This window comes from Campylobacter concisus, from assembly GCF_902460715.1.
GTDB classification, from domain to species: domain Bacteria; phylum Campylobacterota; class Campylobacteria; order Campylobacterales; family Campylobacteraceae; genus Campylobacter_A; species Campylobacter_A concisus_AK.
The window spans coordinates 70,158-95,935 of sequence record NZ_CABPUX010000003.1 but is presented as its reverse complement, the minus strand read 5'-3'; the positions used below and the strand labels follow the sequence as shown (position 1 = coordinate 95,935).

Below are 25,778 nucleotides of genomic sequence, written 5' to 3'. Positions count from 1 at the left end.
AAGCAACTAAAATAAATTCAATGTCAAATTTAGCCTTAAATTTTATTATAAATCCCTAAAATACTCTGTTTATTACTTTGGATAATTAAATTAATAAAATTTAGCAAAATTTATCATAACAAGCGTTATTTAGCTACTTTTTGCTATTTTTTCTTAAAAATAAAAATTAAGAGATATTGTTTAACTTTTATTATAAAATACGCCGAAAATTTTAAAAGGATTTAAGATGAAGAGACTATTTTCTAGCTTGTCTAACAAGATAGCCTTTTTGCTGACAGCTTGGATGCTAATAGGCATAGGCATATTTTTTAGCATAAACTACTCAAATTCCAAATCGGAAAAAATTCAGTCCTATAACAATGTGCGCAAAACTGGGCTTAAATCGACGATGTACTTTGTCGATGAGTTTTTAAAGTTAAGACTTCACATGGTGCAAACCTTCGCAAAAGAGCTAGAGGATAAAAGGCTCTATACCAGCAGGGACGATATAGCTGAGGCACTAAAGGGTGCTTTTATCATTTCGCCATTTGACGCGCTATTTGTGGGCTACGCAGACAATGGCAACGTCATAAAGACTGATCTTTTGAAAAACAACCAGCCATTTTTGATACCAAATTTTGATGGTCGCACGAGGGCTTGGTTTCAGGGTGCAAGCAGCAGCAGCAAGCCTGGATTTTCAGAGCCATACGTAGATGTCACGACAAAGAATTTAACCATCACAGCCTACGCTCCTATCTTTGATAGCAACCATAAGCTTGTAGCGGTAATCGGCGCAAATATCTTCTTAAACGGCCTTAGCGAAGAGCTTTTAGAGATAAAAACGACCAAGACTTCAAACATCATGATCGCCGATGATAACGGCAAAGTGATAGTTCATCCTGATATAAATTTAGTCTCAAAAGAAGATGAAAGCTACAAAAATCTCATCAAAGAAAATATGAAAAACAGCATAGAGGGTGACAAAGTCTCGCTATTTTTCTATAAAGGCATGAGAAACGTCATCTACTGCCAAAACCAAAAGCTAACAGGCTGGAACGTCTGTATAGTGGCTGATGCTGATGAGTTTGTAGCTGAGATAAAAAGCGCTTCAAATAAGCAAATTTTGATGTTTAGTCTATTTTTGATCTCAGTCATCATCGCCATCATCGTGGTCGTTAGATACTTCTTAAGGCCGGTTTTAACGATACAAAATGGGCTAATCGAGGTCTTTAAATTTATAAACAACAAAACTTCAAACGTCGAGCCTATCAAGCTAAAAAGCAGCGACGAACTAGGCGTTATGGCTAGCATCATCAACGAAAACATCGAGACCACAAAAGAGAATTTAAATAACGAGCGCGAGTTTTTAGCCAAAACGCAAGAATTTGTAAGCAAGATAAAAGGTGGCGACTTTAGAGCGACGCTTGAAGCGACGACAAATAGCCAAGCTCTGCTAAAGCTAAAAGAGGCATTTGGCGATCTACGTGACTCACTAAAGACAAACATCGCTTCAAATGAGCACGATATCTTGAAAGCGCTAGAAATTTACTTTAAAAACGACTTTACCGCTAGGATAAACGACGAGGGCGTCATCGCAAAAGGCATCGACGCACTTGGCGATAAGATCGCGCAGATGCTAAAAAATAATGAAGATGTCGCAAAACTGCTAGAAGACCGCGCAAAGGCACTAAAAGGCTACATGCAAGAGCTAACGACTAAGGCAAACAAGAGTGCAACTTCGCTCTCTGAGGGTGCGGCTGCGGTTGAGCAAATGAGTGCGTCTATGAGGCAGGTAAATGCAAGATCTGATGATGTCAAAAGGCAGTCTGAGGAGATAAAAAATATCATCACCATCATCCACGACATCGCCGATCAGACAAATTTACTAGCCCTTAACGCTGCCATTGAAGCGGCACGTGCGGGCGAGCATGGCAGGGGCTTTGCGGTTGTGGCTGATGAGGTTAGAAATTTAGCCGAGCGCACTCAAAAAAGCCTTGGTGAGATCGAGGCAAATGCAAATATCCTAACCCAAAACATCGATGATATGAGTGCAGCGATAAATGAGCAAACCATAGCGATCGCTCAGATAAACACGCTAGTTGCTGACATCGATAATCTAACAAAAGAAAATCTTGAAGTGGCAAATCAAACAAACAAGGCCACAAACGAGGTCGATGAGATCGCTGATCAGATCGTAAAAGAGGTCGCTAAAAACAAATTTTAACTTTTGTCCTAGCAAGCCAGCTAGGACATTTCATTAAAACATTTTTGCAACATTTCTGATATAATCCCCACATGAAGTACGCACATTTAGTTCAAATAGCAGATTATCTATCAAAATTTAAAAAGATCAGCCAAGCAAAGCGCGTAAGCGACATGGCTATACTTATCGAATTTAGCGGCGAAAAGATCATTTTTGATCTAAATAAGTCAAACTCAGCGATCTATAAAGATGACGAGCTAAAAGAGGCGAAAATTTATCAAGCACCCTTTGACAACGTCCTAAAAAAGCGCTTTAACGCCTCACATATAAAAAGCGTCGAGTGCCTAAAAGACAATAGAATTTTAAAATTTACCTGCACACAAAGTGGCTCATATAAAAGCGAAAATTTCATCCTCTATCTTGAATTTACTGGCCGCTTTACAAACGCCGTGATAACTGACGAAAATAGCGTGATCATCGAGGCGCTAAGACATATTGACAATAGCTACCGAAAGATAGAAACTGGCGAGGTTTTAAAAGAGCTGCCAGCCATCGCCATCAAAGAAAAGCCGTGCGAGCCGATAACTGACTTTGAGGCATTTTTTAAAAGTGAAGCAGCTAGGATAAATGAGGCTAGGATAGCTAGCCTAAAAGAGGCAAAGCTTGCTAGCGTGCAAAAAAAGATAGATAGCATGAGTGAAATTTTAAACTCGCTTGAAGATAAAGATGAGCTTATGAAAAAGAGCGAGGAGTTTGCAAACTACGGCACACTTTTGCTTGCAAATTTGGCAAATTTTAAGGGCTATGAGAGAGAAATTTCTCTTAATGATTTTAATGGCAACGAGATAAAACTAACTCTTAGCGATACGCCAAAAAATAGCGCAAATGAATTTTACTCAAGGTCAAAAAAACTTCGTGCAAAAGCCCTTGGTGTGGAGATAGAAAAGAGAAATTTAAGTGAAAAGATCGAGTTTTTAGAAGGGCTAAAGTCGCTTTTAAAAGAGGCAAAAAGTGCTTACGAGATTGAAATTTTAAGCCCAAAAAACAAGGCAAAACAAAGAGAGAGACACATAAAAGATGTGAGCGAAAATGCTGAAATTTTCTACGTTAGAGAGTTTAAAATTTTAGTTGGCAGAAATGAAAAAGGCAATATAAATTTACTCGATCTCGCCAAAAAAGACGACATCTGGCTTCATCTAAAAGACGCCCCAAGCGCTCACGTCATCATAAAAACAAACAAGAGCAAAGTGCCAGAAGACGTGCTAGAGATGGCTGCTAAATTTTGCGTGGAATTTAGCGTAAAAGGGGCTGGCAGATATGAGGTGGATTACACCAAACGCGAAAATTTAAGGCGTGAAAATGGCGCGAACGTCACTTACACAAACTACAAAACGATCATCATAAACAAAGGCTAAAAATGGCGGTAACACCTTTAGGAAATAGCAACTTCATCAACCAAAACGCTCCAGTCGTCTCGCAGGTGCATGCAAACCAGCAAGCACGCTTTGACATGCAAGCGCTAATGGCATCTGAGCTAGCCACCCAGCAAAATGAGGAGATCAAAGAGGTGCGTCCGATGGAGGAGTCATATAAGCTTGATCCAGAAAAAGAGCACGAGCGTCAAAAGAGCGAAGAAGAGGCGAGCGAGTTTGAAAACGAAGAGCAAAACGCAAAAGCCAAAGATGAAGAGAGTTTAGAAGACGATCTTGATAGCGAAGAAGAGAGCGAAGAACCGCACGTTTTGGATATAAAAATTTAAAATTTAAATTTAAGATGGTTGTTTAAATCACACAATTATTTTTAAAATTTACTAGCTAACTGCGCCTAAAATCATAAAAACAAATCATTTAAAAAGTAGAAATCAAAAGAAGTAAAAGTGGCGAGAGGATGAGAGAATCGAACTCCCCACCAGACGGTCAACCGCCCAGTCATCGGGTTTGAAGCCCGTGAGCATCACCAGATTACTTTATCCTCCGTGTGTGTTATTTTAGCAGATTTAGATAAATTTTAGCCCATTTTCTATAAACTTTTTGAAATTACAAAAGGATTTATGATTTCTAAATTTAGCGTTTTTGCATTTTTGGTCTTATTTTTTAGCTCTTGCTCCTCAGTCCTCACCCCAGCAACAGCGCCGCTAAATGTATATGACGCATACTCCATTTCTCGCGATAAACGCGGCATCTACTCGATCTCTCGTGATAAATTTATCCAAAGCAAGCTACAAAGCAAAATTTTGTTTTCAAAAGGGCTCAGCAACATCGACATCGAGATAGAGGTCTTTTACGGCGATGCCTATCTCATAGGGCTTGTTGATAGCAAAGAGCTTGAAGGTAAGCTAGTTGAGCTTGCCAAAAGCACAGACGGGGTGCGAAAAATTTACACCTATCTTAGGGTAAAAAAGAGCGAGTATCCGTGCGATAGCCTGAGCATACTTGCAAATTTAAAGCAAAATCTCTTTAAAGATAGCGTCGTTGAGGGCACAAATGTGCGTGTTAGCATCGTTGGCTGTGACGTTGTTTTTAGCGGTGTGGTAGATAGTATCGAGCAAGAAAAGCACGCCATTTGGTACGCTAAGCACATTGACGGCGTGGCTGATGTCTATTCGTTTATCAAAGTTATCAAATAAATTTATACCTCGCGCTTTTTCACAAAACTTGCTATCAAACTTGGCAAGATGATGAGCGCTCCAAGCAGCATAAAGACCATAACAAGATCAGTTAGCAAGCCAAAATAAATAGTCGGTATAAAGTTGCTAGTTATCATCACGCTAAAGCCAAGGAAAATGGTAAATGAGGTGTAATACATCGCGTATCCTATGCTAGCATGCGCAGCCTTAATGCTCTCAAAAACATCCTTTGTAAGCAGCTCCTCTTTGAAGCGGTGGATGTAGTGGATGATATCATCAACGCCGATACCTATACTAATGGCTGCTATTGTAATGCTCATCACATCAAGCGGTATGCCAAAAAATCCCATCACGCCAAAGAGCGTGCAAAGCGGGATCAAATTTGAGACTATCGCGATGGTTGCTAGCTTGATACTTCTAAAAACAAAACAGAATATGACAAAAAGTATCGCAACCGTTAGACCAAATGTATCAACCTGCGAGCTAAGTAAATTTTGAAGCATGTTGTTGTAAAGCACCATCATACCGGCCACTTCTATGCTTACATTATCGTTTTTAGTAAGCTTGGCAAGTCCAGCTTTAAGCTCTTTTAAAAACTCATTTCGTCTAAGCTCAGAGTCGCTATCGATGATCCTTAAACTAAATCTAAGCTCGTCGTTTTCGACGCTCACGTAAGGACTTAACAAGATGTTTTTATACTCAAGTGGTAGCTTCTCATACATCGCAGCAAGCAAAAAATCATCACTTACGCCGTTATTTAGCTCTTTTATCGCCTTTATGAGCGTTGCAAGAGAGCTTACGTTACCTACAAATTTTTGCTGCATCAAATGGTCGTGAATTTTCTCAGCGATCCTTGTGTGATAGCTGTTAAACCAGTATTTCGCGCTCTTTGCGTCGTTTTCAAACTCACTTTCAAACTCATCTTTTTCTTCGCCACTCTCTTTCTTTGGCTCGATCTCTTTAAATTTAACTATCACATCAACTGGGATCGTGCCACCAAGCTTGGTGTCAATGACTTGCATGCCTTGGCGGATCTGCGTACTCTCCTTAAAGTAGCCAATGAAGCTGTTTTCAACCTTTATCTTGCTTATGCCATAGATGCCAAAGCAGACGACTAGCACGCAAACTGCGTAGATGATCTTTCTTGAGTTTAGGGCTAAATTTGCGCAGTATTTTGTAAATTTAAAGCTATTTTCAAATGTCCTAACAGGAGCAAACTTCTTTAAATTTGCATTTACCGAGCCAAATAGCAAAAATGCAAGCACAAGTGAAACGCTAATGCCAGCACTCATCATAATGCCAAGCATGATAACTGGCTTTATATCGGCACTCATTAGTGAGCTAAAGCCAATAACAGTTGTAAATATCGCCCAAAAAGATGGAGAAAATTTGTCACGAAGTGTCAGATAGATGAGCTGATTTTGGCTGTATTTTGGATGTCTTGCGTAAAATTCTCTGTAGCTAACGACTAGGTGGATGACTGTTGAGATGGTGATGATGAGCTGAAGTGCGATGTAGTTTGAGCTAATGACCGTCACCTCCCAGCCAAACATACCAAAAATCCCAGTCGTAAAAATGGCACTTACCGCGCAGATAAACATCGGCAAGACAATCCATCTAACCTGCCTGAAAAATAGCCACAAACTAAAGCTAAGAAGTGCTAGAACGCTTAAGCCGTAAACCAAAAGATCGCTCTTTATAAAGCCTATCATATCATCAGCGATCATATTCGCACCGCCCAAAAAGAGCTCGTCATTTGCGTTAAATTTAGCGATGGCTGCCTTTATGGCTTCAAGGTTTTTGTGATCGCTCTTTCTAAGCTCATCTCGGTAAGCTTTAAACTCCGCTAAAAGCGCTTTAAATTTCTCTTTTTCAGCCTGCGTGATAGTGCCATTTGACTCTTTTTGGCTAAGTAAATTTCGCTCATTTACAAGCTCGTTAAATTTATCATCTTGCTTTAAATTTAGCGCAATCGCTGTGGTTTTTAGATCTTTGCTTATCAAATTTCCACTATAAATGGGACTTTTTGCAAACTCAAGCTTTGCTTTTGAGATATTTATATCTTTATCACTTAGCGTTGGTGTGTGATCTAAGATGCCTGTAACGCCGCCTTTTACGCTATTTAGAAGCGGCACGTTTAGTATAGAAGTGATACTGCTAACCATATCGTTTTTGGCTAACTCATCGCTTAAATTTTTAATAAGCTCTAAATTTTTAGGTGAAAAAAGATCATCTTTTGGGGTGAAAGCGACCACTAAAAGCCCTGGCGAGTCGTAGCGCTTTGCGATCTGCCTATAAGCTTTTAGATCTGGGTCATGCTCAAGCAGCAAGGTCTCAGCCGAAGCATCAATGCTAAGCTTTGTGCTAAGGTAGCCAAAAACTACGCTTAGAACTAGCACAAGCGAGATAACAAGCTTGTTTTTGGCAATGATAAATTTAAAAATTTGTCGCATTAAGGATTAGTTTTGTTTTGATCAGGCAAAACCGCTTCGTTTAGTTTTTGTAAAAGCGTATTAAAATCAGCATTATTTAGCACGTCGCCAAACTGACTTCTATAAGTTTGAATGATGCTCACACCAACGATATCAAGGTCATAAATGAGCCAGCCACGCTCTTTTGCATCGTAAAATTTATAGACAAATTCATAGTTTTTGCCGTCATTTAGAAGCTCTGATGTGAGCCAATATCTATTTTTTTGAGGCTCACTCTCTCCAGTGATGTGGATTTGTTGGTCTTTGTAGCCTAAGAGTTTATCTATATATGAGCTTTTTAGTTTTTGCTCAAATGCAGCGTCAAATTTAGCTTGCTCGTCAGCACTTAGGCTGTTGTAGCGTTTGCCAAGGCTGATCTTTGCCATTTGCTTGTAGTCAAATAGTGGATCAAGCAGAGCAAAAATCTCTTTTGTCTTTGCATTGTTGTCTAAATTTGTATTTTTTAAAATTTCAATCACCTTTGTTGTCTTTGCCTCTATCTCAGGCTTTATCTGCTCTTTTGAGAGGGCAAAAAGGCTAGTTGCTAAAAGTAAAATTGCCGCAAAAGCTTTAAAAATTTTCATACTTACTCCTTGATAAGTTTATCGCGTCTTTGCTCGTAAGCATCGCGTAAAAATGGATATAGATCGATCGCGTCTTTTCTTAGTTTTTCATAAGCAGTTGGATCTTGTGCAAAGCTATTAAACGTCCTATAAGACTTGATACCAGCCGATAAAAGCATAGGATCTACGTAGCTGATAGGATCGGCAAAATAGTCGCCAACTAGGCCGCCAGTATCTCTTAAATTTGATGGTCCGATAAGTGGCCAAACGATGTGAAAGCCGCTTCCAAGCCCCCAGTATCCAAGGGTCTGTCCAAAGTCCTCGTTGTGAGCCTTTAGATCATAGTATTTTGCCCCGTCTGTTAGCCCACCAAAGCCAATTATCGTATTTGCTAAAAAGCGCAAAGTCTCTTCGCCAGCATTTTGAAATTTAAACTGAAGCAGGTTATTTACAAAGCGCACTGGAAAAAGGAGGTTGTCAAAGAAATTTGCAACCATCGTTCTAGCTGTGGCTGGCACGACATAAGCGTAGCCTTTTGCTACTGGAGTTAGCATGTTTATGTAGATAAAGTCATTTACATTTGTCATCACTCGGTTGTAGCCACTAAGCGGGTCAAATACATCTTTTTTTGCTTCAAATTCAACATCAAAGTCATCATTTTCATTGCCATTAGTCGCGTTTATATCGGCGCTGGCACAGGCTAAAAGCAGGCTACAAAAGATAGCTAGCAAAAATTTCATCATAAAACCTTAAAATTTATTTATAAAATACAGCTTGATTTTATCTTCTTGAAACTTTACAAAAAGTTAAAGAAAATTTGTAATTTTAAGTTTTTGTATTAATATAATTAGATATACTTTGCAAATTATTATTATATATTTAGAGGTTAAAATTTTGAAAGCAGATATAAATTTAGAGCTATTTCTAGGCGAAGATACGCAGGTTTTAGCAAAGCATATAGCGCTACTTAAGGCGATAAAGGAGACAAAAAGTATCACAAAAGCAGCTGATGTTGTCGGCATATCTTATAAAAACGCTTGGGACTGCCTAGATACCATAAATAACAAAAGTAGCAAACCGCTAATTGTAAGGGCCGATGGCAACAAGAAAAATAGCGGCTCTGAGCTTAGCCCATATGCCAAAAAGCTGATAAAAATTTACGACGCCATCCTTGAGACACAAAAGGACTTTTTGCAAAAAATTTGCCAAAAGGTTGATTTTGAAGATGTTGATATCATAAACCTTCAAAGGATGAGTATGAATTTAAGCGCTAGAAACCAGCTCTCATGTGAGATCGTTAGTATAAATAGAGGCGCTGTAAATTCTGAAATAGTTGCAAAACTAAGCAATGGCAACACACTTGAAGCGACAATAACAGTTGAGAGCGAGAAAAATTTAGCTCTTAAAGTGGGTCAAAAGGTAGTTTTTATCTTTAAAGCTCCAGCAGTCATTCTCGCAAAAGATCTTGATATAAAAATAAGCACAAAAAATCAGCTAAAAGGCGAGGTCATCGAGGCAAAAATAGGCGCCGTAAATGCTGAGATCACACTAAAGCTAAGCGACGAGCAGACTCTAACTGCCATCATCACAAAAGATAGCGCCATGGATATGCAAATAGGCGCTGGCGACACGCTAATAGCGATAGTAAAATCATCTCAAATCATAATAGGAGTATAAATGAAAAGGGTTTTTAAATTTTTATGTGTGGCGGCGTTGCTTGCCGTAAATGCACTTGGCGCAGAGGTAAATGTCTATGCCGCAGCAAACACGACTTACGCATTTCCTGAGCTTATAAAAGAGTTTAACAAGCTTCATCCAGACGCTAAGATCAACCTAACTCTTGGCGCAAGCGGCGGCCTTGTCACGCAGATACAAAACCAGGCCCCAGCTGATATCTTTATGGCTGCTGATATGGGCTTTGCGCAAAAAGCCTACGACACAGGCTTTGCAGTAGCTGCTCCAAAAGTTTATGCACAAGGCGCTTTGGCGATCTTTTCTATAAGAGATGTGAATTTTAAAAAGGGCATAGAAGTGGTTCGCGGCCTAAAAGCTATCTCAATAGCAAACCCAGAGACCGCACCTTACGGCAAGGCTAGCATCGAGGCTCTTAAAAATGCAAAAATTTATGATGAGGTAGAGAAAAACATCGTCTATGCTCAAAAAATTTCTGAGACACTTTCTCAGGCACTAAGTGCTTCAGATGTTGGTTTTATCGCTGCTAGTGCGCTTTTTAGCGAGAAAATGGCAAAATACAAAGAGAGCACTAACTACATCTTCGTGCCTCAAGAGCTCTACACTCCGATCGATCAAGGCATCGTGCTTTTAAAACGTGCTGAAAATAACGCTGATGCGAAGGCATTTTATGAGTTTGTCTTGGGCGAAAAGGCAAGAGAAATTTTCAAGAAATTTGGCTACAACGTTCCAGCTAAATGATAAAAGCAAAGATCGTTCAAATTTCTTCTAAAGATGGCGTCAGTTTTTTTGAGCTTGAGTGCCTAAATTTAGGGACAAATTTATATATGCTAGCTTTAAATGAGGCTAGCAAATTTGCTCTAAATGATGAGGTGAGCTTAAATTTTAAAAGCTCAGACGTCATCTTGTCAAGACTTAAATTTGAAACTAGCTCGCTTGAAAATGAGCTAAAATGCGAGGTTGTAGGCATAACTCGTGGCGAAATTTTAAGCATAGTTAGCCTAAGGTGCGAGCAGCTTTGCTTTGAAGCTATCATCTCAAATCACGCCCTAAAAGGGCTAAATTTAGAGGAAAATGACGAGCTCTTTGCCTACGTTAAATCAACAAGTATCCACGTAAGCGCTTAAAAATGATAGAAATTTCTTGTAAAAAAGAGCTAAATGGCGGTGGCGGTAAATTTATGCTTGAGGCTGAGCTTGCTTTTGAAAGTGGCGAGTTTGTCGCACTTTATGGAGCAAGTGGCGGAGGCAAAACGACAATACTGCGGCTCATCGCTGGCTTTGAAGCCCCGCAAAGTGGCGTGATAAAGGTCGGAGATAAGATATTTTTTGATGAAAATACAAATTTAGCCCCACAAAAGCGAAATATCGGCTTTTTGTTTCAAGACTACGCCCTTTTTGAAAATATGAACGTCTTTAAAAATTTACTCTTTGCAAATAACGATGAAAATTTAGCAAATAAACTGCTTGAAATTTGCGAGCTAAAGAGCCTAAAAAACGCCAAGATAGGCGAACTCTCGGGCGGTCAAAAGCAGCGCGTAGCACTTGCTCGTGCGGTGATGAGAAAGCCAGAAATTTTACTGCTTGATGAGCCACTAAGTGCCCTAGATAACGCCATGCGTGAGAAGCTGCAAGACTATTTGCTAGCACTTCACGATGAGTTTAAGATGAGCGCTATCTTAGTAAGTCACGACATAGCTGAAATTTACAAGCTTTGCAGCAAGGTTTTTGTCCTTGAAAATGGCAAAATTTCAAGGTCTGGCAGTGCGAGCGAGATATTTTTAAAAAGTGCAGGATCGCAGAAATTTGCATTTAACGCTAAGGTTTTGGAGATCAAAAAGCGCGACGCCATTTTTGTAGCAAGCGTGCTAATAAACCGCCAAATTTGCGAGGTCGTGCTAAGTAGCGCAGAGGCTAGTGGGCTAAGAGCTGGCGACACGGTCATAGTTAGTACAAAAGCCTTTGGCGTAAATTTGGTAAAAGTATGATGAGCGAGCTAGCAAATATTGATTACGAGCCATTTTGGCTCTCACTAAAACTCTCTTTCATCACGACCTTTATCCTATTTTTCTTCTGCGTAGGGCTTGCTTACTTTATGTCGCAAAAGAAATTCTTTGGCAAGGCATTTTTAGAGTCCATCATCTCGCTGCCTTTGGTGCTGCCGCCAAGCGTTCTTGGCTTTTATTTGCTCATTTTTCTCTCGCCTTACTCGGCCTTTGGTAAATTTATAGAAGAGCTCTTTGGCGTGAGGCTAGTTTTTAACTTCACTGGCCTTGTTGTGGCAAGCTGCATCTACTCGCTGCCATTTATGTTTGGACCCATTTACGCTGGGCTAAATAGTCTAAAAAAGAGCCTTTTTGAGGCGAGCTACAGCCTTGGCAAAAGCAAGCTTACGACCATTTTTAGGGTCATCTTACCAAGTATCAGATCAAATTTACTAACCGCGATCGTTGTTAGTTTCGCTCACACGATGGGTGAGTTTGGCGTGGTTTTGATGATAGGTGGTAGCGTGGCTGGAGAGAGCAAGGTCGCTAGTATCGCGATATTTGAGGCGGTTGAGATGCTTGACTATACCAAAGCTCACATCTACGCGCTTTTGATGCTAACAATTAGCTTTTTCGTACTTTTTGCCGTCTATCTCTTAAATTCTAAAAAAGCTTAAAGATATATAATAGATAAAATTTTTAAAGGACCAAACATGATAAAAGTGCCTACAAGTATCTATTTAAGGACTTTAGACGGTAAAGAATTTGACTTTTCTGCATTTGCAAGAACCCATAACTGCGTGGTTTTTATCTATCCAAAGATAGGCGAGGACTTCGAGCTTTTAAGCGAACAGCTGCAAAAAACTGCTGGCATGAAAGGCTGCACGAAGCAAGCGATAAACTACAAAAAACTTCTTAAAGAATTTAATGATCTTGGCTTTATGGTAGTAGCTATTGGCTCCCAAGATATCGCAGCTCAGAAGAAATTTGAAGAAGAGACCGCAACTGGCGTAATGTTTTTAAATGATAGCGAGTTTATGCTAGAGCGCGCGCTTGAGCTTCCGGTATTTGCAGCTTCAAATGGGCATAAATTTTACTTTCGTCAAACACTTATCATAAAAGGTGGCAATATAAGGCGCGCATATATCGTTGATGAGCCTGAAAACGACGCTAAAAATATGCTGGAGAAGATAAAAAACGAAGACTACTAAGGATAGAAAATGGACAAAAATAGCAAGATCGAAAAGTCTTACGACGAGCTAACATATAAATCAGCAGCATTTGCGCAGTCATCGCCCTATAAACTAGAGGCTTGCGCCACACTTCTTGGCATCAATCCACCGCCTTGCAAAAACGCAAAAGTGCTTGAGATAGGGTGCAGCTTTGGTGGGAATTTGATCCCATTTGCCGTAAATAACGAGAACGCAAGAGTAGTTGGCATCGACCTTAGCGGCGAGCAAATAAGGCGTGGCAAAGAGATCGTTAAAGAGATAGGACTAAGCAATTTAGAGCTAATTCACGGCGATATCTGCGAGTTTAAAAGTGATGAGAAATTTGACTACATCATCGCTCACGGCGTCTTTAGCTGGGTGCCTGACTTTGTAAAAGATGCTATTTTAAGGGTTGTAAGAGAAAATTTAAGCCAAAACGGCGTGGCGTTTATCTCTTACAATGTCTATCCAGGCTGGAAGGTAAAAGATGTAGTGCGTGATCTTATGTTGCTTGCTGCAAAAGATAAAGATAGCACTGAAGAGCGGCTAAAGGCTGCTAAGGAGGCACTTTTAGTCTATAAAGAGGTCTTACTAACAAAGCTTGGTGCAAACTATGAAGATAAAATACCTGTAAAGCTGCTACTTTATTGGATAGACATAGTGTTTGAAAAAGATGATTTTTATATAGCACATGAGTTTTTAGAAGAGATAAACGATCCATTTTACTTTAAAGACTTTAATGCCATGCTAGCTAAAAACGATCTTGCCTATCTTTGCGAATATGGACTTGAAGACCTTTTTGTGCCAGATCTTGGCATAGAGCATGTAGATAATTACAAAGATAGCAAATTTAAAGATAGGATCGATCTAGAGCAGTTTATAGATATAGTTAATAATAAAGTTTTTAGACAAAGCCTCATAGTACATGCTAAGGCTTATGAGAGTGTGGCTAATAAACAAATAGGGCCAAGTGATGTAAATAAAATTCACGTAGTGGCAGACTTTATAAAAAAAGATGACGGATGGCACGATAAATTTTCTCTTATGCCTCAAGATATATCTTGGCTTTGCGAGGTCTTTTATAGGATGTATCCAGCGAGCATAAATCTCTCTCAAATTTTAGAGATTTTGCCAGAAGATAAGCTCATGGTTTATAGCGCTTTTGTAAGACTTTTAACTAACTCAGCAAGCGCAATGATCGTAAAAGATGAGCTAAAAGATATAGAATACGCTCCAAATCACTCAAGACTAAAGGCAAATTTAACTGGCTACATAAAGTACTTTTTAAATCACAAAGATAACGCAGACATTACCTTTGCAAACAAATTTGGTCTCACAGAACGTCTTGACAGACTTGATTACTATATTTTTTTACTACTTGATGGTAAAAATACTTTCGAAGAAATAACGGCTAAGAGTTTGAAATTTATAAAAGAAAACAGCATAAAAATATCTGATAAAAATGGCAAAGAGCTTAAAAATGACAAACTAGTCACTCACTTAAAGGGCTATATCGTGGGCACAACAAAAATAGCTAGCATGCTCTATTTGCTTGAGGAAATTTAAAATGAAAAGAACTTTAGCTCTTATATTTTGTATATTTTTAGCAGGTTGTGCGAGCCAGCCAAGCGTGAAGAACTTAAATCTTAAAAGCAGCCTAACCTACGGCGGAGAGGAGCTTGCAAAGATACTTGAGCAAGATGATGCAGTGGCGTTTAGTAGTAACTTGCGTGAGGGGGTTTTTATCTACATAAGTAATGTTAAAGTCGCAAACTATCTTGGCGTAGTAAGGGCTGAGAGACACACTAAATTTAGCGTAAAAGAGCTAGGCAAAAACGATCTTTTGATAAAAAGCGTAAATGATCTAACGCAAAGCTTTGATGCTAGTTTAGAGCGAGCTAGAGAGCTAAAATGTGGCACTTTGGTGATCAGGCTAAAAGATAAATTTCAAGATTTAGAAGCGGCAAATAAATTTTTAGAGCAAAACGAAAGCGTATTTTTAAAGATGAGTAGCGAGATAAGGTGCAAGTAGCCTTATCTACCCTGCTCTATTAGCTTAAAAACTTCATCTTCTAAGCCCAAAGCATTTTTGCCAAATGCTACGTAAAATGGGCTTTTTAAATCCGCTAGCTTGTAACTTGGCTCACATCTGTCGCTAGCATTTAAGACCTTGCCACCGCTAAATTTCACCACCGCCTCGCCTGCAGCATTGTCCCAAAGATAGCTTGGACTAAATCTCACATATACCCCACCAAGCTCAGCTAAACGGCAAAATTTAATGGCAGATCCGATGCATTTTTGCTCTAAATTTAAACTATCTCTTATAAGCGTGGCCATCTTCGTCTCGCCTCTTCTGCTTGAAAAGATAAAGTTATTTAAGCTTTTAGCTTTTTCATTTAGATTTTGCTTTGCTATGACCTCATCATTAGCGCCTAAAATTTCTTTAAAAGCGCCGTTTTCATCGGCATAAAAAAGCTCTTTGCTAACTGGGATAAAAATGACGCCAAGCACCGGCCTAGCCTCTTTTATAAGCGCTATGCAAACGCAAAATTCGCCATTTCTAGCCAAAAATTCTTTTGTGCCATCAAGGGGATCAACTAACCAAAATTCATCTTTATCGCTCTCTTGCAAGATGCTCTCTTCAGAGCAAATTTTTATCCCGCTTTTACTTAGCTCTTTTAGTATCACCTCATTTGCCGCTAGATCAGCGCTAGTTAGCGGCGAGCTGTCATCTTTTAGGCAGACTTTGAGCGCCTTGCCATTAGATGAGTAAATTTTCATTATCTCACTCCCAGCGCTAATGGCTGCTTTAATGGCTAAGTTTAAAAGCTCGCTCATTTTGGTGTTCTGTTCGTCTCTCCGACGTAGAGCTGTCTTGGGCGGACGATCTTTATAGTGTCTTGCTCTTTTAGTTCGATCCACTGGCTGATCCAGCCTGGCGTCCTGCCGATGACGAAGATAACGGCAAACATATTATTTGGTATGCCAAGCGCCTTTAGGATGAGCCCTGAGTGAAAATCAACATTTGGATACAAATTTCTACTTACAAAGTAGTCGTCATTTAAGGCGATCTCTTCGATGCGGTTGGCGATCTTTATAAGCTCTGAGCTAATGCCGATCTCATCCATCAGCTGATCTCTCATCTTTTTAAGCACCTTTGCGCGTGGGTCGAAGTTTTTATAGACCCTGTGACCAAAGCCCATTAGTCTAAATGGATCGTTCTTATCCTTTGCTCTAGCGATGTATTTATCGACGTTTGCGACCGAGCCGATCTCTTCTAGCTGGCGGATAACGCCCTCGTTTGCCCCACCATGAGCCCAGCCCCAAAGTGCGCCGATACCTGCGCTTATACATGCATATGGGTGCGCGTGCGTAGAGCCAACAGTCCTAACGGTAGTCGTCGAAGCATTTTGCTCGTGATCAGCGTGGAGCATAAAGACCGTATCAAGCGCCTTTATCTCGATAGGCTTAAGATCAACATGTTCGTATGGATAGCCTCTCATCATGTAGAGGAAATTTTCAGTAAAGCCACGATCTAAATTTGGATAGATGATAGGAAGTCCGCGTGAGTAGCGGTAGCTAAAGGCCGCAATCGTTGGGATCTTAGCGATGATACGCATAGCCATTTCGTGATACTCTTCAGGCTTGTCCATGTTTAGGTGGTCTGAGTAAAAGGCACTTAGCGCTGAGACCGCTGCCTGCAAGATCGCCATAGGGTGCGCCTTGTCTGGAAATGCGTCAAAGAGCTTCATCATGCCCTCGTGTATGAAGCTTCTTTTTTTGAGCTCATCTTTAAAGCCCCTGTATTGCTCGTTAGTTGGTAGCTCTTTGTTTAAAAGCAGGTAGGCAACGTCTAAAAATGTCTTATTTTCAGCCAAATATGCGATGTCGTAGCCCCTATACATGAGCTCGCCCTTTAGGCCGTCGATGTAGGTTATGGCTGAGCGGCACATCGCAGTTGAGGTGTAACCTCTGTCAAAGGTAAACATCCCAGTGTCACTAAAGAAGGTCGATATGTCGATGACATCTGGTCCCATAGTGCCTTTTAGGATAGGAAATTCATAGCTCTTGCCAGTTCGGTTGTCGATTAGTGTGGCTGTATTTGATGACATTTTTACTCCTTGCTTTTTGATTGCATTAAAATTTTGATGATTATAGCTCCTATTATAGCTTGTGTGAGGCTTGCTAGGATAAAAGATGAGTAAGAATAGTCACTTATCTCGCCTGATTTGTGTGCGATAGTAGCAACTGCGATCAAAAGAGTGAGTGGCATAGATTGCGAAATGGCAAATAAAAATATCCCTCTAAAGCCAAGCTTGCCCAAAAAGAGCAAACTAGATATAACTCTGGTGCCAAGCATCGCTAAAAATATAAAAATAGCATCCTTTATCACTTCGCTAGATCCTAGGCTTGAAAGCTTGAAAGTCGAGCCTATGTGGATGAAAAATATCGGCACCAAAAAGCCAAATCCAAAGCTTGAAAGCTTGTGCGGCAGATCCTTTTTGTGATCAAAAAATGTCGTGATAAACATACCTGCGATAAACGCACCAAAGGCTACTTCTAAATTTAGATATAGCATCAAGGCTATCATCGTGAAAAATACCGCGATGCAAAGCCTGATGTCCTTCTCGTCCTTGTCATAGTGTGGCATAAGCACCACTTTAAGCCCCGGATACCACCAAAAAAGCACGTCCAAAATTTTAAAACTAAGCACGCTGATAGCCAAAAATAGGATCAAATAGCCAATCGTTAGCCATAAATTTATACTCGCTCCAAACTGCAAGTAAGCAGCGGTAAATGTTAGAAGCGTGATGCTTAAAAGCTCGCCGATAGTTGCTATTAGCATGCTTAAATTTAGCCACTCTTGCTGCTTGCCATACTCCTTAAATAGCGTAAATACCATACCAACGGCCATTATCGGGATGATGATGATGTAAAGTAGGCTAAGCTCAAGTCCTAGCGTCAAAGCCGTGGCTAGAGCGTAGATGAGCGCAAGGTAGATGAGCCCAAGGCGCAAAATTTTACGGTCGATGTTTATGAGCATCCTAAGATCGATCTCCATGCCAGCTAGAAACATCAAAAAGAAAAAGCCAACTTCGCTGATGAGCTTAAACATCTCGTTGTCGCCAACGACTCCGATGTAGCCGGCAACCGCTCCAAGTAGTATCTCAGCAGGAGCAACTGGTATGCGTAAAATTTTAGAAATATAAGGCGAAGCAAAGACGATAAATGCCAAAACGACAAGGATGCTAAGCTCGCTTGCTTGGTGTAACTGCAAAAAGATCCTTAAAATAAAAATGCCTGATTGTATAAAAAGCTTTGTTATTTTTTGATTAAGCTAAGCAAAATTTGGGCAAAATGGCGGCTATTTTTAGAAATTTGGAGTGAAATTTTATGCGTAAATTTAGCCTTTTTATTTTGATATTTTTTGGCGTCTTTTCTTTGGCAGGCGAGCTAAATTTAGTTGAGAGTTTTAGATTTGATGGCAGCACATTTTATAAAAAGCAAGTGGTTAAAAATGAGAGTTTTTACTTTTTAAAAAATGAAAACATGGACGAGCACTTTGCCTCTTTTAGAGTAAAGTTTGACAAAGATGTCAAGACAAAAAACGAGCTAGAAGAGCTAAAAAGGGATCTTAAGCAAGATAAAAACGTGCTTTTTAGTGAAGAAAATGATCAAATTTTAGCCCTCATAAAAGATGAAACTAAGAGCAAAAATATAGAAATAATCTACTTTTTACTTAAAAAAGATGGAGTTTTGATACTTTCGTATGAGAGAATTTACGACCCACAAACATCAGCAGATGCGCTTAAGCCGGTGCTTTTAAGCGAAGCTAGAAATTTTATGCTGCAGATGCCAAAGGTAGAAGCTAAGTAGAGAGGTGCATGTGACGGCGCTACGCACTGCATGCAGTTTTGTTAAATTTGAGCAAATTTTAAAATTTCATGAACGAGTAATTTCGGCTCTGATTTTAGTGGCAAGCTTTGCGAGACCTAAAATCTGTAGTCAACTCTTGCGAGTGAATGAAAGTTTAAAATTTGCTTTGAGATGTAAATTTATCAAAAGGGAGACAAGGGGACTTGAATTACGAAGCCGTCCCCTTATCCCCCTTTTTAAATCCCCCAATCCCCTCGCACGTTCAAGGAGCATGCGATAGCACTATCGTGCCGCATGTGTTTTATGCCAAAGGAGTTTATAACAAATTTTAAAATTTATGAGCGAGCATATCACGGCTCTAAATTTAGTGCTAAACGAAGTGCAGCCCAAATTTAGTAGTCTGCTAAGGCGAGTGAGTAAGATTTTAAAATTTGCAAAATAGTTTTTTAGAAATTTAAAGTTTTTTCTTCTTTGTTAAGGTGGAAGAGGCTTGAATTACGAAGTCGCTCCCTTTCCCCTTAACAATCCCCTAACTCCGACAACGTTAGAGGTGCATGCTTCAGTGCTTCGCACTGCATGCGGTTAAGAAAATCTAGCAAAATTTAAGCTCTGTTAAATTTGCAAGCTCTCACAAATTTTTACCAAGTAAAATGCCAAGATAGCTTGCAAGTAGGCAAAGACTAAGGTTTAAAAATATATTTAAAAAGCCTTTTATGAGTTCGCCTTCTAGTAAAAATTTAACGCTATCAAGGCTAAAGCTTGAAAACGTGGTAAAGCCGCCAAGTATGCCAACGACTAAGAAAACCCTCACGCTTTGGCTTAAATTTAGGCAAAATAAAACACCGATAATGAAGCTGCCAAGCACATTTACGCCAAGCGTGGCTAGGGGAAAGTGGCTAAATTTTAGCAGCTCACCGACTAAAAACCTGCATCCAGCTCCGATAAAGCCCCCAAGCCCCGCACAAAGTAAATTTACTAGCATTAGTGGCAGATACTTGCAAAGCTAAAACCGCGCTTTGTAAGCTCCTCGATGTCCTTGCTTGCCTTCTCGCCCTTTGCGGTGAGGTAGTCGCCTATCACGATCGCATCGGCGCCATTTTCAAAGATCTCGTACTGCCTCTCGCCTAATATCTTCTCCCTGCCGCCAGCTATCATGACCCTAGTTTCTGGCAGCGCGCTTTTGGTCTCACGCACGATTTTTAGGGCTTCATCCGCGCTAAGAGGTGGCAGATCAAGGCGCAGGGCGTCGCTTTTTATGAAAAAATTTATAGGCGACGAAAATGGCTCAAGCTCTTTTAGGCTAGCTCTAAAGCTCACCCTGTCAGCCTCGCTCTCGCCAACGCCGTAAATGCCGCCAGTGCAAAGCATGAGCCCAGCCCTTTTTGCGTCTAAATTTGTCTGATATCTCTCGTCCCAAGAGTGCGTTGTGCAGATTTTTGAGAAATATTCGCGGCTTGTTTCTAGGTTGTGGTTGTAGCTAAAAACGCCAGCCTTTTTGAGCTCACAAAGCTGCTCGTAGGTCGCCATGCCATTACATGCGATGAGCATCAAATTTGGCACTTCTTTGCTCACAGCTCTTGCTAAAGATGCGATGTAGTCGGTCTTTTTGTTATTTAGCCTAGCGCCACTTGTGACTAAACAAAAGCCAAGAGCGTGATTTTTATATGCCATTTTGGCCTCGTCCACCACCTGCTGCACGCTTTTTTCTTTAAATTTTGTGATATCAGCGCCAGCTTTGGCACTTTGCGTGCAATAAGCGCAGTCCTCAGCGCAGTTTCCCTGCGTGACGGAGCATATCGCACAAAGCATGATTGTCTTCATTTTTTGTCCTTTTTGGGGAGCATTATAGCTTTGATAGGTTTAAAATTTAAGTAGAGTGGCTTGAATTTACGAGAAAACGGATAAATTTTAAAATTAGAGCTTGCATATCACGGCTCTAAACGTAGTGCAGCCTAAATTTAGTAGTCTGCTAAGGCGAGTGAGTAAAGTTTTAAAATTTGCAGAATTACTTTGTTAAATTAGATAGGTGTCAAGCAAATTTTAAAATTTACAAAACAGTTTAAGCAAATTTGCAAAAAAGAATAAATTTAAAAAATCACATACTTATTTATATATGTAAATTTACTAGAGAGAATTTAAGAGCCAAAAAGGCTCTTAAATTTTAGTGGAGTTCGCTCCAGACTTTGCGCTTCCAAAGCCAAGCAAAAATTCCTAAGATAAAGAAGTAGATCATCGTGTAAATGCCAGTGCTTTCGCGCTCTGCCTTTTTACTGTCGCCTACTTTTTGGATGTAAGATACTATGTCGTCTTCAGCGGCTTTGTTTAAGCCAACTCTAGGCATCGCAGTGCCTGGAAGCATCTTTTGAGTATCGTTTATAAATTTATGCAAATAGTCTGCACCTTTTGAGCGGATCATCATAGATAGATCAGGTGGGTTTGAGCCCATATAAGCTGCAAGGCTTACTTTGTTGCTAAGAGTATATTTTTTATCATACTTCATATCGTGGCATCTTTGACATGCATCAGCAAATACCTTTTCTTCAGTGATCTTGCTCTTTGCATCCGCATCAGCTGATACTTTTTTAAGATAAGCAACTATGTCAGCGATCTCAGCGTTTATATCGCCGTCAGCACCCATAAATGCAGTCATCGGATAAGGATGCTCGTCGTTAAATTTATGAGATAGTTTTACAGCCATAGTTGGATTTTTGATAAGTGCAGCCAAAAATCTCTCGTCATAAATTTTACCAGCTGTGCTAAGATCTGGCGGCACTACGCCAAAGCTTTGGCTAGCTGTCTCAGCGTCCATACTAGCTGGCATACCAGCTGCTTCGATGCCGTGACATCCTGTACATCCAGCTGCCCCAAACGTTTCAGCACCTTTTGCAGCGTCACCTTTTGCAAGGTCGATCGAGTTTATATCAGCCCAAAAAGCTGTGTAGTCATCAAGAATTTTTTGTGCTGTCTCAACATCTTTTGTAGCCGCTTCTATGCTAGCTTTGTTGCCGCTAGCTTTTGCAGCTTCAAGCGCCTCTTTTTTCTGCTCTAAAAAGTGCTTTGCGTAGTCAGTATCTTCTTTTGAGAAGTTGTACTCAGCATTTGCAGTGTGCGGATGAAGCTTTGTGTGAGCGTAAGGCTCGATACCCCAGTATAAAATACCTGAAAGGATAACAACGATGGCAAAAATTTTAAGCTCTTTCATGATTAGCCCCTTTTTCTTTCAAGTATTGTGATAACTGGAAGTGCGATTATAAATAGCACTAAAAATAGCAGTGACGCATAAAATCCTATCCAGTCGTTGATGCCACCTGTTGGGAGCTTGCCATATATCGATAAGACGATAAGGTCGATAACTAGTATCCAAAACCATACGAAAAATAATGGTCTTTTGTGAGCTGGTGCCACAAGGTCGCTTCTATCAAAGAGTGGTATAAGCATAAATGCCACGCCCGCAAAGGCAAACGCGATAAGACCGATGTTATAAGCTGAAATTCCAGCTATATCAAAGAAGAAGCCACGTAAAATTTCATACTGCCACAAGAAATACCACTCTGGATAGATGTGTGGTGGAGTTTTTAGTGGATTTGCTGGCTCAAAGTTGATAGGATCCATCGCAAAGCCAAAATGATAGCAAACGAGATACATAACAAATATCATAAAAAATGATACATACATGAAGTCTTTTGCCAAAAATCCTGGCCAAAATGGTATAACTTTAGCTTTTGCTCTGTCACCGTGTAGATAGACCTCAGCCTCTACGTCAAAGTCGATATCTTCGCTTGTTAGGTTATTTACGTGTGGAACTCTTAGTGAGTAGAAGTGGATAACCAAAACAACGATAGTTACAAGTGGTAGCAAGCATACGTGAAGCATGAAAAATCTTGTAAGTGTCGAGTCGCCAACTGCATAATCGCCCCTGATCCACTCAACCAAAGCATCGCCGATAACTGGCACGCCACCAAAGAGCTGAGTGATAACAGTAGCCGCCCAGTAGCTCATCTGACCCCATGGGAGCATATAGCCGCTAAATGCCTCTGCTGAAAAGCAGATAAATAGCACCATGCCGCTTACCCAAATGACCTCTCTGCCTCTTTTGTATGAGCCATAGTAAAGTCCAGTAAGCAAGTGGATATACATGATAAGAAAGATAGTCGATGCTGAAATCGCGTGGATATGACGCCACAGCCAGCCGTACTCGACCTCTTGCATGATAGTGTAATTTACGCTATCAAAGGCTAAATGTATGTCTGGTTTGTAATACATCATAAGCAAAAAGCCAGTGATGATCAAAAGTAAGAAAAGTGTCGTTAGGATAACACCCATCGCCCAAAGGAAATTTATATTTTTTGGGATCCAGTATTCGCTAACTAGAACCTTCATCAGTTTTGTAAAAGCTAGGCGCTGGTCAAGCCAGTCAATAACGCCAGTTGATTTATGAGATAAAGACATCGCTAACCTCCTAAGCTTTAGCTACTAATTTTTCATATTCTGGGCTTGTTTCGCCTAGAACTAGCTTGGTTCCATCTATCTTAAATGGTGGGATATCAAGCGGTCTTGGTGGAGGTCCGTATGTCTGCACGCCATCAACGTTAAATTCGCCGCCATGACAGGCGCAGACAAAAATTTGCTTGCTAGACTTGTACTCAGGGATACATCCTAGGTGTGTGCAAAGTCCGATAAGAACTACATATCTCGCATCTCCAACGACTACATCTCTCTTGTCGTTTTTAGCCATATCTGGACTTTTTTTGAGGATGAAGATAGGCTTTTTACGCCACTCAACCTGTCTCATCTCGCCATCTTTGATCGGGCTTAGATCGACAGTTGTAAAACCAGCAGCTTTTACGCTAGGGAGCGGATCCCAGGTCTTTTTCATGGCAACTAGTGACATAGCGCCACCCACAGCTGCCACAGCACCAAACGCAAGGCCGATAAAGCTTCGTCTTTCTTGCTTTACTGACATTAATTTCCTTTCTATAAATAAAATTTAAACGATTATACTCCCAAAAAATTAAAAAACTATAATCTAGCAATATAGTTTGTAAAAATAAAGTGAATTTAAGCTTTAAATTCACGTTTTTTTGGGATAAATTTAGAAATTTATTTAAAACAGCCCTTGTTAAATTTAGAGCTGTTTTTAAATTTAAGCCTTTTTCTCGCTCATCTTTATGTAGATATGCAAAATGTCAATAGCTGCTGGCGTGATACCTGAAATTTCACTCGCTGCAAAGAGCGTTGGCGGGGCAAATTTCTCAAGCTTTTCGACCACTTCGTTGCTAAGTCCGCTTATGCTTCTAAAGTCGAAATTTTCAGGAATTTTCACATCCATCATATCTTTCATTTTTTCTATCTGATTTTTTTGCTCGCTGATGTAGTGCTGATACTTGCACTCGGTTAAAATTTGATCCATGCTCGCATCGTCTAAATTTACAAATCTCTCATCAAGCTTTCTTAGTTTCTCGGCCGTAAAGCTCTTGCGTGCGACTATCTTTTGAAGGCTCACGTTTTGGCTGATCGGCTCTTCATCAAGACTTGCTAAAAGCTCTAAATTTGCCTTACTTGGTGTGATCTGAGTCTCGTTTAAAAACTCTAACCCATCTTTTAAATTTCTTCTTATATTTTCGATCTCGTTAAAAGTCTCATCATCAAGCAGCCCAAGCTCATGACCATATCCGCCAAGCCTTAAAATGGCATTTTCTTCACGCAAAAGCAAGCGATACTCCGCCCTACTCGTAAACATCCTATATGGCTCTTTTGTCCCTTTTGTCACAAGATCATCTATCAAAACACCGATATACGCCTCGTCACGGCGCAAGATGAGCGGCTCTTTATTATCAAGAGAAAGCGCTGCATTTATACCAGCCATTAGCCCCTGAGCACCAGCCTCCTCGTATCCTGTCGTGCCGTTTATCTGCCCAGCCAAGTATAACCCTTTTACCTTTTTAGTCTCCAAGCTATGTTTTAGCTGTGTTGGCTCGACGTAGTCGTACTCGATAGCATATCCGTGCCTTACGATTTTAGCGTTTTCAAAACCCTTTACAGAGCGGAGCATCTGCACTTGCACCTCATAAGGCAGGCTCGTTGAAAAGCCGTTTATGTAGTACTCTGTCGCTTCAAGGGTCTGAGGCTCGATGAAAAGGTGGTGTCTGTCGCGGTCGCCAAAGCGGTTTATCTTATCCTCGATACTTGGGCAATATCTTGGTCCGATCCCTTCGATCTGACCTGTAAAAAGCGGCGCTTTGTCGAAATTTGAGCGGATTATCTCGTGCGTGGTTTCGTTTGTATAGGCGATGTAGCATGGCAGCTGCGTTGGAGAGAAATTTTTAGTTCTAAAGCTAAAAGGCGTTGGGTCTTGATCGCCATCTTGCATTTCTAAAATTTCAAAATTTATCGTTTTTGCGTCGATCCTTGGGCATGTTCCAGTCTTTAGCCTGCCTAAATTTAGCCCAAGCTCCCTTAGACTAGAGCTTAGATCCTTTGCGCTTAGCTCACCCACACGGCCAGCCTCAAGTTTGTTAAATCCAACGTGGATAAGCCCGTTTAAAAATGTGCCAGTTGTAATTATCACTTTTTTTGCGTTATATGTGTTATTTAGGTGGGTTTTAACGCCTGTTATCTCGCCATTTTCGCTTAAAATTTCAGTAGCGATCTCTTGAGAAATTTCTAAATTTGGCGTGTTTAAAAGCAAATTTCTCATATAAACGCGGTATCTATCCATATCAATCTGAGCGCGGCTACCACGTACTGCTGGGCCTTTACTCTCATTTAGCACGCGAAACTGGATACCAACTGCATCAGTTGTAAGCCCCATTTGACCGCCAAGCGCGTCGATCTCTTTTACAAGATGCCCCTTTGCAAGGCCTCCGATGGCTGGGTTACAGCTTGCAGCGCCTATTTGCTCGGCTAATATCGTGATCAGTAAAGTTTGTTTGCCCATTCTAGCAGCCGCAAGACTTGCCTCAATGCCAGCATGTCCGCCGCCAACGACGATGATTTCATAGTTCATGATAAATTTTTCCTTGTTTTTTGATAGGCGGATTTTATCAAAAAGCATATAAAATTTAAATTTTTTCAAAGAAATTTCACCACAAAATTTATGACTAGAGTTTTTTATTAATGATATTTTAAATATTTTACTGCTAGATTTACAAAATTTTAAATCCAAAAAGGCT

At 40.3% G+C, this 25,778-nt stretch carries 25 protein-coding genes, 1 tRNA gene and 1 pseudogene; 14 read left to right on the top strand and 13 right to left on the bottom strand.

Annotated features, from left to right (window positions below; all coding sequences use genetic code 11):
* Positions 1 to 226: 226 nt before the first annotated feature.
* The 4 genes and pseudogenes from F3G91_RS10770 to F3G91_RS09210 all read left to right on the top strand — a co-directional run.
* Positions 227 to 1,063 (top strand): annotated as a pseudogene (locus F3G91_RS10770) (cache domain-containing protein); the annotation flags it as partial.
* Between the two features lie 42 nt (positions 1,064 to 1,105).
* Entirely contained in the window at positions 1,106 to 2,203 is a 1,098-nt protein-coding gene (locus F3G91_RS10765; RefSeq protein ID WP_508610255.1) for a methyl-accepting chemotaxis protein, read from the top strand.
* Positions 2,204 to 2,274: 71 nt separating this feature from the next.
* Positions 2,275 to 3,597 (top strand): NFACT RNA binding domain-containing protein, encoded by a 1,323-nt coding sequence (locus tag F3G91_RS09215; RefSeq protein ID WP_149701387.1) that lies wholly within the window; start codon positions 2,275 to 2,277, stop codon positions 3,595 to 3,597.
* A gap of 2 nt (positions 3,598 to 3,599) precedes the next feature.
* Complete coding sequence (locus F3G91_RS09210) at positions 3,600 to 3,941, top strand: hypothetical protein (RefSeq protein WP_149701386.1); 342 nt, start codon at positions 3,600 to 3,602, stop codon at positions 3,939 to 3,941.
* A gap of 118 nt (positions 3,942 to 4,059) precedes the next feature.
* Here the strand turns inward: F3G91_RS09210 and F3G91_RS09205 are convergent.
* Positions 4,060 to 4,157 (bottom strand) — tRNA-Sec (locus F3G91_RS09205).
* A gap of 75 nt (positions 4,158 to 4,232) precedes the next feature.
* On the opposite strand from F3G91_RS09205, the gene F3G91_RS09200 reads away from it, so the two are divergent.
* Positions 4,233 to 4,808 carry a BON domain-containing protein gene (locus F3G91_RS09200; RefSeq protein WP_021088945.1) on the top strand — a complete coding sequence of 192 codons (576 nt, stop codon included), beginning with the start codon at positions 4,233 to 4,235 and terminating at the stop codon, positions 4,806 to 4,808.
* A 2-nt stretch (positions 4,809 to 4,810) separates the two neighbouring features.
* Here F3G91_RS09200 and F3G91_RS09195 read toward each other — a convergent pair whose 3' ends face one another.
* From F3G91_RS09195 to F3G91_RS09185, 3 genes are read right to left on the bottom strand one after another with little or no spacing between them, the layout of a single operon-like run.
* A complete protein-coding gene (locus F3G91_RS09195; protein WP_149701385.1) occupies positions 4,811 to 7,261 on the bottom strand; it encodes an efflux RND transporter permease subunit in 2,451 nt (816 codons plus the stop codon).
* Entirely contained in the window at positions 7,261 to 7,863 is a 603-nt protein-coding gene (locus F3G91_RS09190; protein WP_107848074.1) for a Tgt2/MlaC family protein, read from the bottom strand. Before F3G91_RS09190 ends, F3G91_RS09195 begins: the two co-directional genes overlap by 1 nt.
* Positions 7,864 to 7,865: 2 nt before the next feature.
* Complete coding sequence (locus tag F3G91_RS09185) at positions 7,866 to 8,582, bottom strand: MlaA family lipoprotein (protein WP_149701384.1); 717 nt, start codon at positions 8,580 to 8,582, stop codon at positions 7,866 to 7,868.
* 154 nt (positions 8,583 to 8,736) lie between these two features.
* On the opposite strand from F3G91_RS09185, the gene F3G91_RS09180 reads away from it, so the two are divergent.
* Genes F3G91_RS09180 through F3G91_RS09145 form a run of 8 tightly spaced genes read left to right on the top strand, consistent with a single transcriptional unit; the run spans position 8,737 to position 14,761 of the window.
* Positions 8,737 to 9,519, top strand: coding sequence for a TOBE domain-containing protein (locus tag F3G91_RS09180; protein WP_149701383.1), 783 nt, complete (start codon positions 8,737 to 8,739; stop codon positions 9,517 to 9,519).
* Complete coding sequence (gene modA / locus F3G91_RS09175; protein ID WP_149701382.1) at positions 9,520 to 10,275, top strand: molybdate ABC transporter substrate-binding protein; 756 nt, start codon at positions 9,520 to 9,522, stop codon at positions 10,273 to 10,275.
* On the top strand, positions 10,272 to 10,661 hold the full coding sequence (locus F3G91_RS09170) for a TOBE domain-containing protein (RefSeq protein WP_148823613.1): 390 nt from the start codon (positions 10,272 to 10,274) through the stop codon (positions 10,659 to 10,661). The genes modA and F3G91_RS09170 overlap by 4 nt, the downstream gene beginning before the upstream one ends.
* A 2-nt stretch (positions 10,662 to 10,663) precedes the next feature.
* The gene (locus tag F3G91_RS09165) at positions 10,664 to 11,521 is read left to right on the top strand and encodes a sulfate/molybdate ABC transporter ATP-binding protein (RefSeq protein ID WP_149701381.1); all 858 of its coding nucleotides are present in this window, start codon (positions 10,664 to 10,666) and stop codon (positions 11,519 to 11,521) included.
* Complete coding sequence (gene modB / locus F3G91_RS09160) at positions 11,521 to 12,195, top strand: molybdate ABC transporter permease subunit (RefSeq protein ID WP_149701484.1); 675 nt, start codon at positions 11,521 to 11,523, stop codon at positions 12,193 to 12,195. Before F3G91_RS09165 ends, modB begins: the two co-directional genes overlap by 1 nt.
* 36 nt (positions 12,196 to 12,231) lie before the next feature.
* Positions 12,232 to 12,729, top strand: coding sequence for a redoxin family protein (locus F3G91_RS09155; protein WP_103585984.1), 498 nt, complete (start codon positions 12,232 to 12,234; stop codon positions 12,727 to 12,729).
* Between the two features lie 9 nt (positions 12,730 to 12,738).
* Positions 12,739 to 14,295, top strand: coding sequence for a class I SAM-dependent methyltransferase (locus F3G91_RS09150; RefSeq protein ID WP_149701380.1), 1,557 nt, complete (start codon positions 12,739 to 12,741; stop codon positions 14,293 to 14,295).
* Between the two features lies 1 nt (position 14,296).
* Positions 14,297 to 14,761: a damage-inducible protein gene (locus F3G91_RS09145; RefSeq protein ID WP_149701379.1), complete on the top strand. Its 465-nt coding sequence runs from the start codon at positions 14,297 to 14,299 to the stop codon at positions 14,759 to 14,761.
* A gap of 2 nt (positions 14,762 to 14,763) precedes the next feature.
* Here the strand turns inward: F3G91_RS09145 and F3G91_RS09140 are convergent, their stop codons facing one another.
* The 3 genes from F3G91_RS09140 to F3G91_RS09130 are packed head-to-tail and all read right to left on the bottom strand — an operon-like array spanning position 14,764 to position 18,007.
* Positions 14,764 to 15,567, bottom strand: coding sequence for a 3'(2'),5'-bisphosphate nucleotidase CysQ family protein (locus tag F3G91_RS09140; protein WP_149701378.1), 804 nt, complete (start codon positions 15,565 to 15,567; stop codon positions 14,764 to 14,766).
* Entirely contained in the window at positions 15,564 to 16,841 is a 1,278-nt protein-coding gene (locus F3G91_RS09135; RefSeq protein ID WP_021085366.1) for a citrate synthase, read from the bottom strand. Before F3G91_RS09135 ends, F3G91_RS09140 begins: the two co-directional genes overlap by 4 nt.
* 2 nt (positions 16,842 to 16,843) lie before the next feature.
* Positions 16,844 to 18,007: a cation:proton antiporter gene (locus F3G91_RS09130; protein WP_149701377.1), complete on the bottom strand. Its 1,164-nt coding sequence runs from the start codon at positions 18,005 to 18,007 to the stop codon at positions 16,844 to 16,846.
* Positions 18,008 to 18,123: 116 nt separating this feature from the next.
* On the opposite strand from F3G91_RS09130, the gene F3G91_RS09125 reads away from it, so the two are divergent.
* Positions 18,124 to 18,606 (top strand): hypothetical protein, encoded by a 483-nt coding sequence (locus F3G91_RS09125; protein ID WP_149701376.1) that lies wholly within the window; start codon positions 18,124 to 18,126, stop codon positions 18,604 to 18,606.
* A 628-nt stretch (positions 18,607 to 19,234) separates the two neighbouring features.
* Here the strand turns inward: F3G91_RS09125 and crcB are convergent.
* The 6 genes from crcB to mnmG form a co-directional block, all read right to left on the bottom strand.
* Positions 19,235 to 19,588, bottom strand: coding sequence for a fluoride efflux transporter CrcB (crcB, locus tag F3G91_RS09120; RefSeq protein WP_149701375.1), 354 nt, complete (start codon positions 19,586 to 19,588; stop codon positions 19,235 to 19,237).
* The gene (locus tag F3G91_RS09115; RefSeq protein ID WP_149701374.1) at positions 19,588 to 20,427 is read right to left on the bottom strand and encodes a biotin synthase; all 840 of its coding nucleotides are present in this window, start codon (positions 20,425 to 20,427) and stop codon (positions 19,588 to 19,590) included. The genes crcB and F3G91_RS09115 overlap by 1 nt, the downstream gene beginning before the upstream one ends.
* Positions 20,428 to 20,767: 340 nt before the next feature.
* Positions 20,768 to 21,808, bottom strand: a complete 1,041-nt coding sequence (locus F3G91_RS09110; protein ID WP_149701373.1) for a c-type cytochrome — start codon at positions 21,806 to 21,808, stop codon at positions 20,768 to 20,770.
* Between the two features lie 2 nt (positions 21,809 to 21,810).
* Positions 21,811 to 23,055 (bottom strand): cytochrome b, encoded by a 1,245-nt coding sequence (locus F3G91_RS09105; RefSeq protein WP_103650272.1) that lies wholly within the window; start codon positions 23,053 to 23,055, stop codon positions 21,811 to 21,813.
* Positions 23,056 to 23,065: 10 nt separating this feature from the next.
* Positions 23,066 to 23,569 carry a ubiquinol-cytochrome c reductase iron-sulfur subunit gene (gene petA / locus F3G91_RS09100; RefSeq protein WP_103650271.1) on the bottom strand — a complete coding sequence of 168 codons (504 nt, stop codon included), beginning with the start codon at positions 23,567 to 23,569 and terminating at the stop codon, positions 23,066 to 23,068.
* 180 nt (positions 23,570 to 23,749) lie between these two features.
* On the bottom strand, positions 23,750 to 25,612 hold the full coding sequence (gene mnmG / locus F3G91_RS09095) for a tRNA uridine-5-carboxymethylaminomethyl(34) synthesis enzyme MnmG (protein ID WP_149701372.1): 1,863 nt from the start codon (positions 25,610 to 25,612) through the stop codon (positions 23,750 to 23,752).
* Between the last annotated feature and the right edge of the window lie 166 nt (positions 25,613 to 25,778).

What these genes read in the sequence shown, in the direction of transcription:
- F3G91_RS09105 (WP_103650272.1), bottom strand. Translation starts at nt 23,055, where the DNA reads ATGTCTTTATCTCATAAATCAACTGGCGTTATTGACTGGCTTGACCAG.
- F3G91_RS09115 (WP_149701374.1), bottom strand. Translation starts at nt 20,427, where the DNA reads ATGAAGACAATCATGCTTTGTGCGATATGCTCCGTCACGCAGGGAAAC.
- F3G91_RS10765 (WP_508610255.1), top strand. Translation starts at nt 1,106, where the DNA reads ATGTTTAGTCTATTTTTGATCTCAGTCATCATCGCCATCATCGTGGTC.
- mnmG (WP_149701372.1), bottom strand. Translation starts at nt 25,612, where the DNA reads ATGAACTATGAAATCATCGTCGTTGGCGGCGGACATGCTGGCATTGAG.
- F3G91_RS09145 (WP_149701379.1), top strand. Translation starts at nt 14,297, where the DNA reads ATGAAAAGAACTTTAGCTCTTATATTTTGTATATTTTTAGCAGGTTGT.
- modA (WP_149701382.1), top strand. Translation starts at nt 9,520, where the DNA reads ATGAAAAGGGTTTTTAAATTTTTATGTGTGGCGGCGTTGCTTGCCGTA.
- modB (WP_149701484.1), top strand. Translation starts at nt 11,521, where the DNA reads ATGAGCGAGCTAGCAAATATTGATTACGAGCCATTTTGGCTCTCACTA.
- F3G91_RS09185 (WP_149701384.1), bottom strand. Translation starts at nt 8,582, where the DNA reads ATGAAATTTTTGCTAGCTATCTTTTGTAGCCTGCTTTTAGCCTGTGCC.
- F3G91_RS09170 (WP_148823613.1), top strand. Translation starts at nt 10,272, where the DNA reads ATGATAAAAGCAAAGATCGTTCAAATTTCTTCTAAAGATGGCGTCAGT.
- F3G91_RS09195 (WP_149701385.1), bottom strand. Translation starts at nt 7,261, where the DNA reads ATGCGACAAATTTTTAAATTTATCATTGCCAAAAACAAGCTTGTTATC.
- F3G91_RS09200 (WP_021088945.1), top strand. Translation starts at nt 4,233, where the DNA reads ATGATTTCTAAATTTAGCGTTTTTGCATTTTTGGTCTTATTTTTTAGC.
- F3G91_RS09135 (WP_021085366.1), bottom strand. Translation starts at nt 16,841, where the DNA reads ATGTCATCAAATACAGCCACACTAATCGACAACCGAACTGGCAAGAGC.
- F3G91_RS09125 (WP_149701376.1), top strand. Translation starts at nt 18,124, where the DNA reads ATGCGTAAATTTAGCCTTTTTATTTTGATATTTTTTGGCGTCTTTTCT.
- F3G91_RS09165 (WP_149701381.1), top strand. Translation starts at nt 10,664, where the DNA reads ATGATAGAAATTTCTTGTAAAAAAGAGCTAAATGGCGGTGGCGGTAAA.
- F3G91_RS09210 (WP_149701386.1), top strand. Translation starts at nt 3,600, where the DNA reads ATGGCGGTAACACCTTTAGGAAATAGCAACTTCATCAACCAAAACGCT.
- crcB (WP_149701375.1), bottom strand. Translation starts at nt 19,588, where the DNA reads ATGCTAGTAAATTTACTTTGTGCGGGGCTTGGGGGCTTTATCGGAGCT.
- F3G91_RS09155 (WP_103585984.1), top strand. Translation starts at nt 12,232, where the DNA reads ATGATAAAAGTGCCTACAAGTATCTATTTAAGGACTTTAGACGGTAAA.
- F3G91_RS09150 (WP_149701380.1), top strand. Translation starts at nt 12,739, where the DNA reads ATGGACAAAAATAGCAAGATCGAAAAGTCTTACGACGAGCTAACATAT.
- petA (WP_103650271.1), bottom strand. Translation starts at nt 23,569, where the DNA reads ATGTCAGTAAAGCAAGAAAGACGAAGCTTTATCGGCCTTGCGTTTGGT.
- F3G91_RS09190 (WP_107848074.1), bottom strand. Translation starts at nt 7,863, where the DNA reads ATGAAAATTTTTAAAGCTTTTGCGGCAATTTTACTTTTAGCAACTAGC.
- F3G91_RS09215 (WP_149701387.1), top strand. Translation starts at nt 2,275, where the DNA reads ATGAAGTACGCACATTTAGTTCAAATAGCAGATTATCTATCAAAATTT.
- F3G91_RS09140 (WP_149701378.1), bottom strand. Translation starts at nt 15,567, where the DNA reads ATGAGCGAGCTTTTAAACTTAGCCATTAAAGCAGCCATTAGCGCTGGG.
- F3G91_RS09110 (WP_149701373.1), bottom strand. Translation starts at nt 21,808, where the DNA reads ATGAAAGAGCTTAAAATTTTTGCCATCGTTGTTATCCTTTCAGGTATT.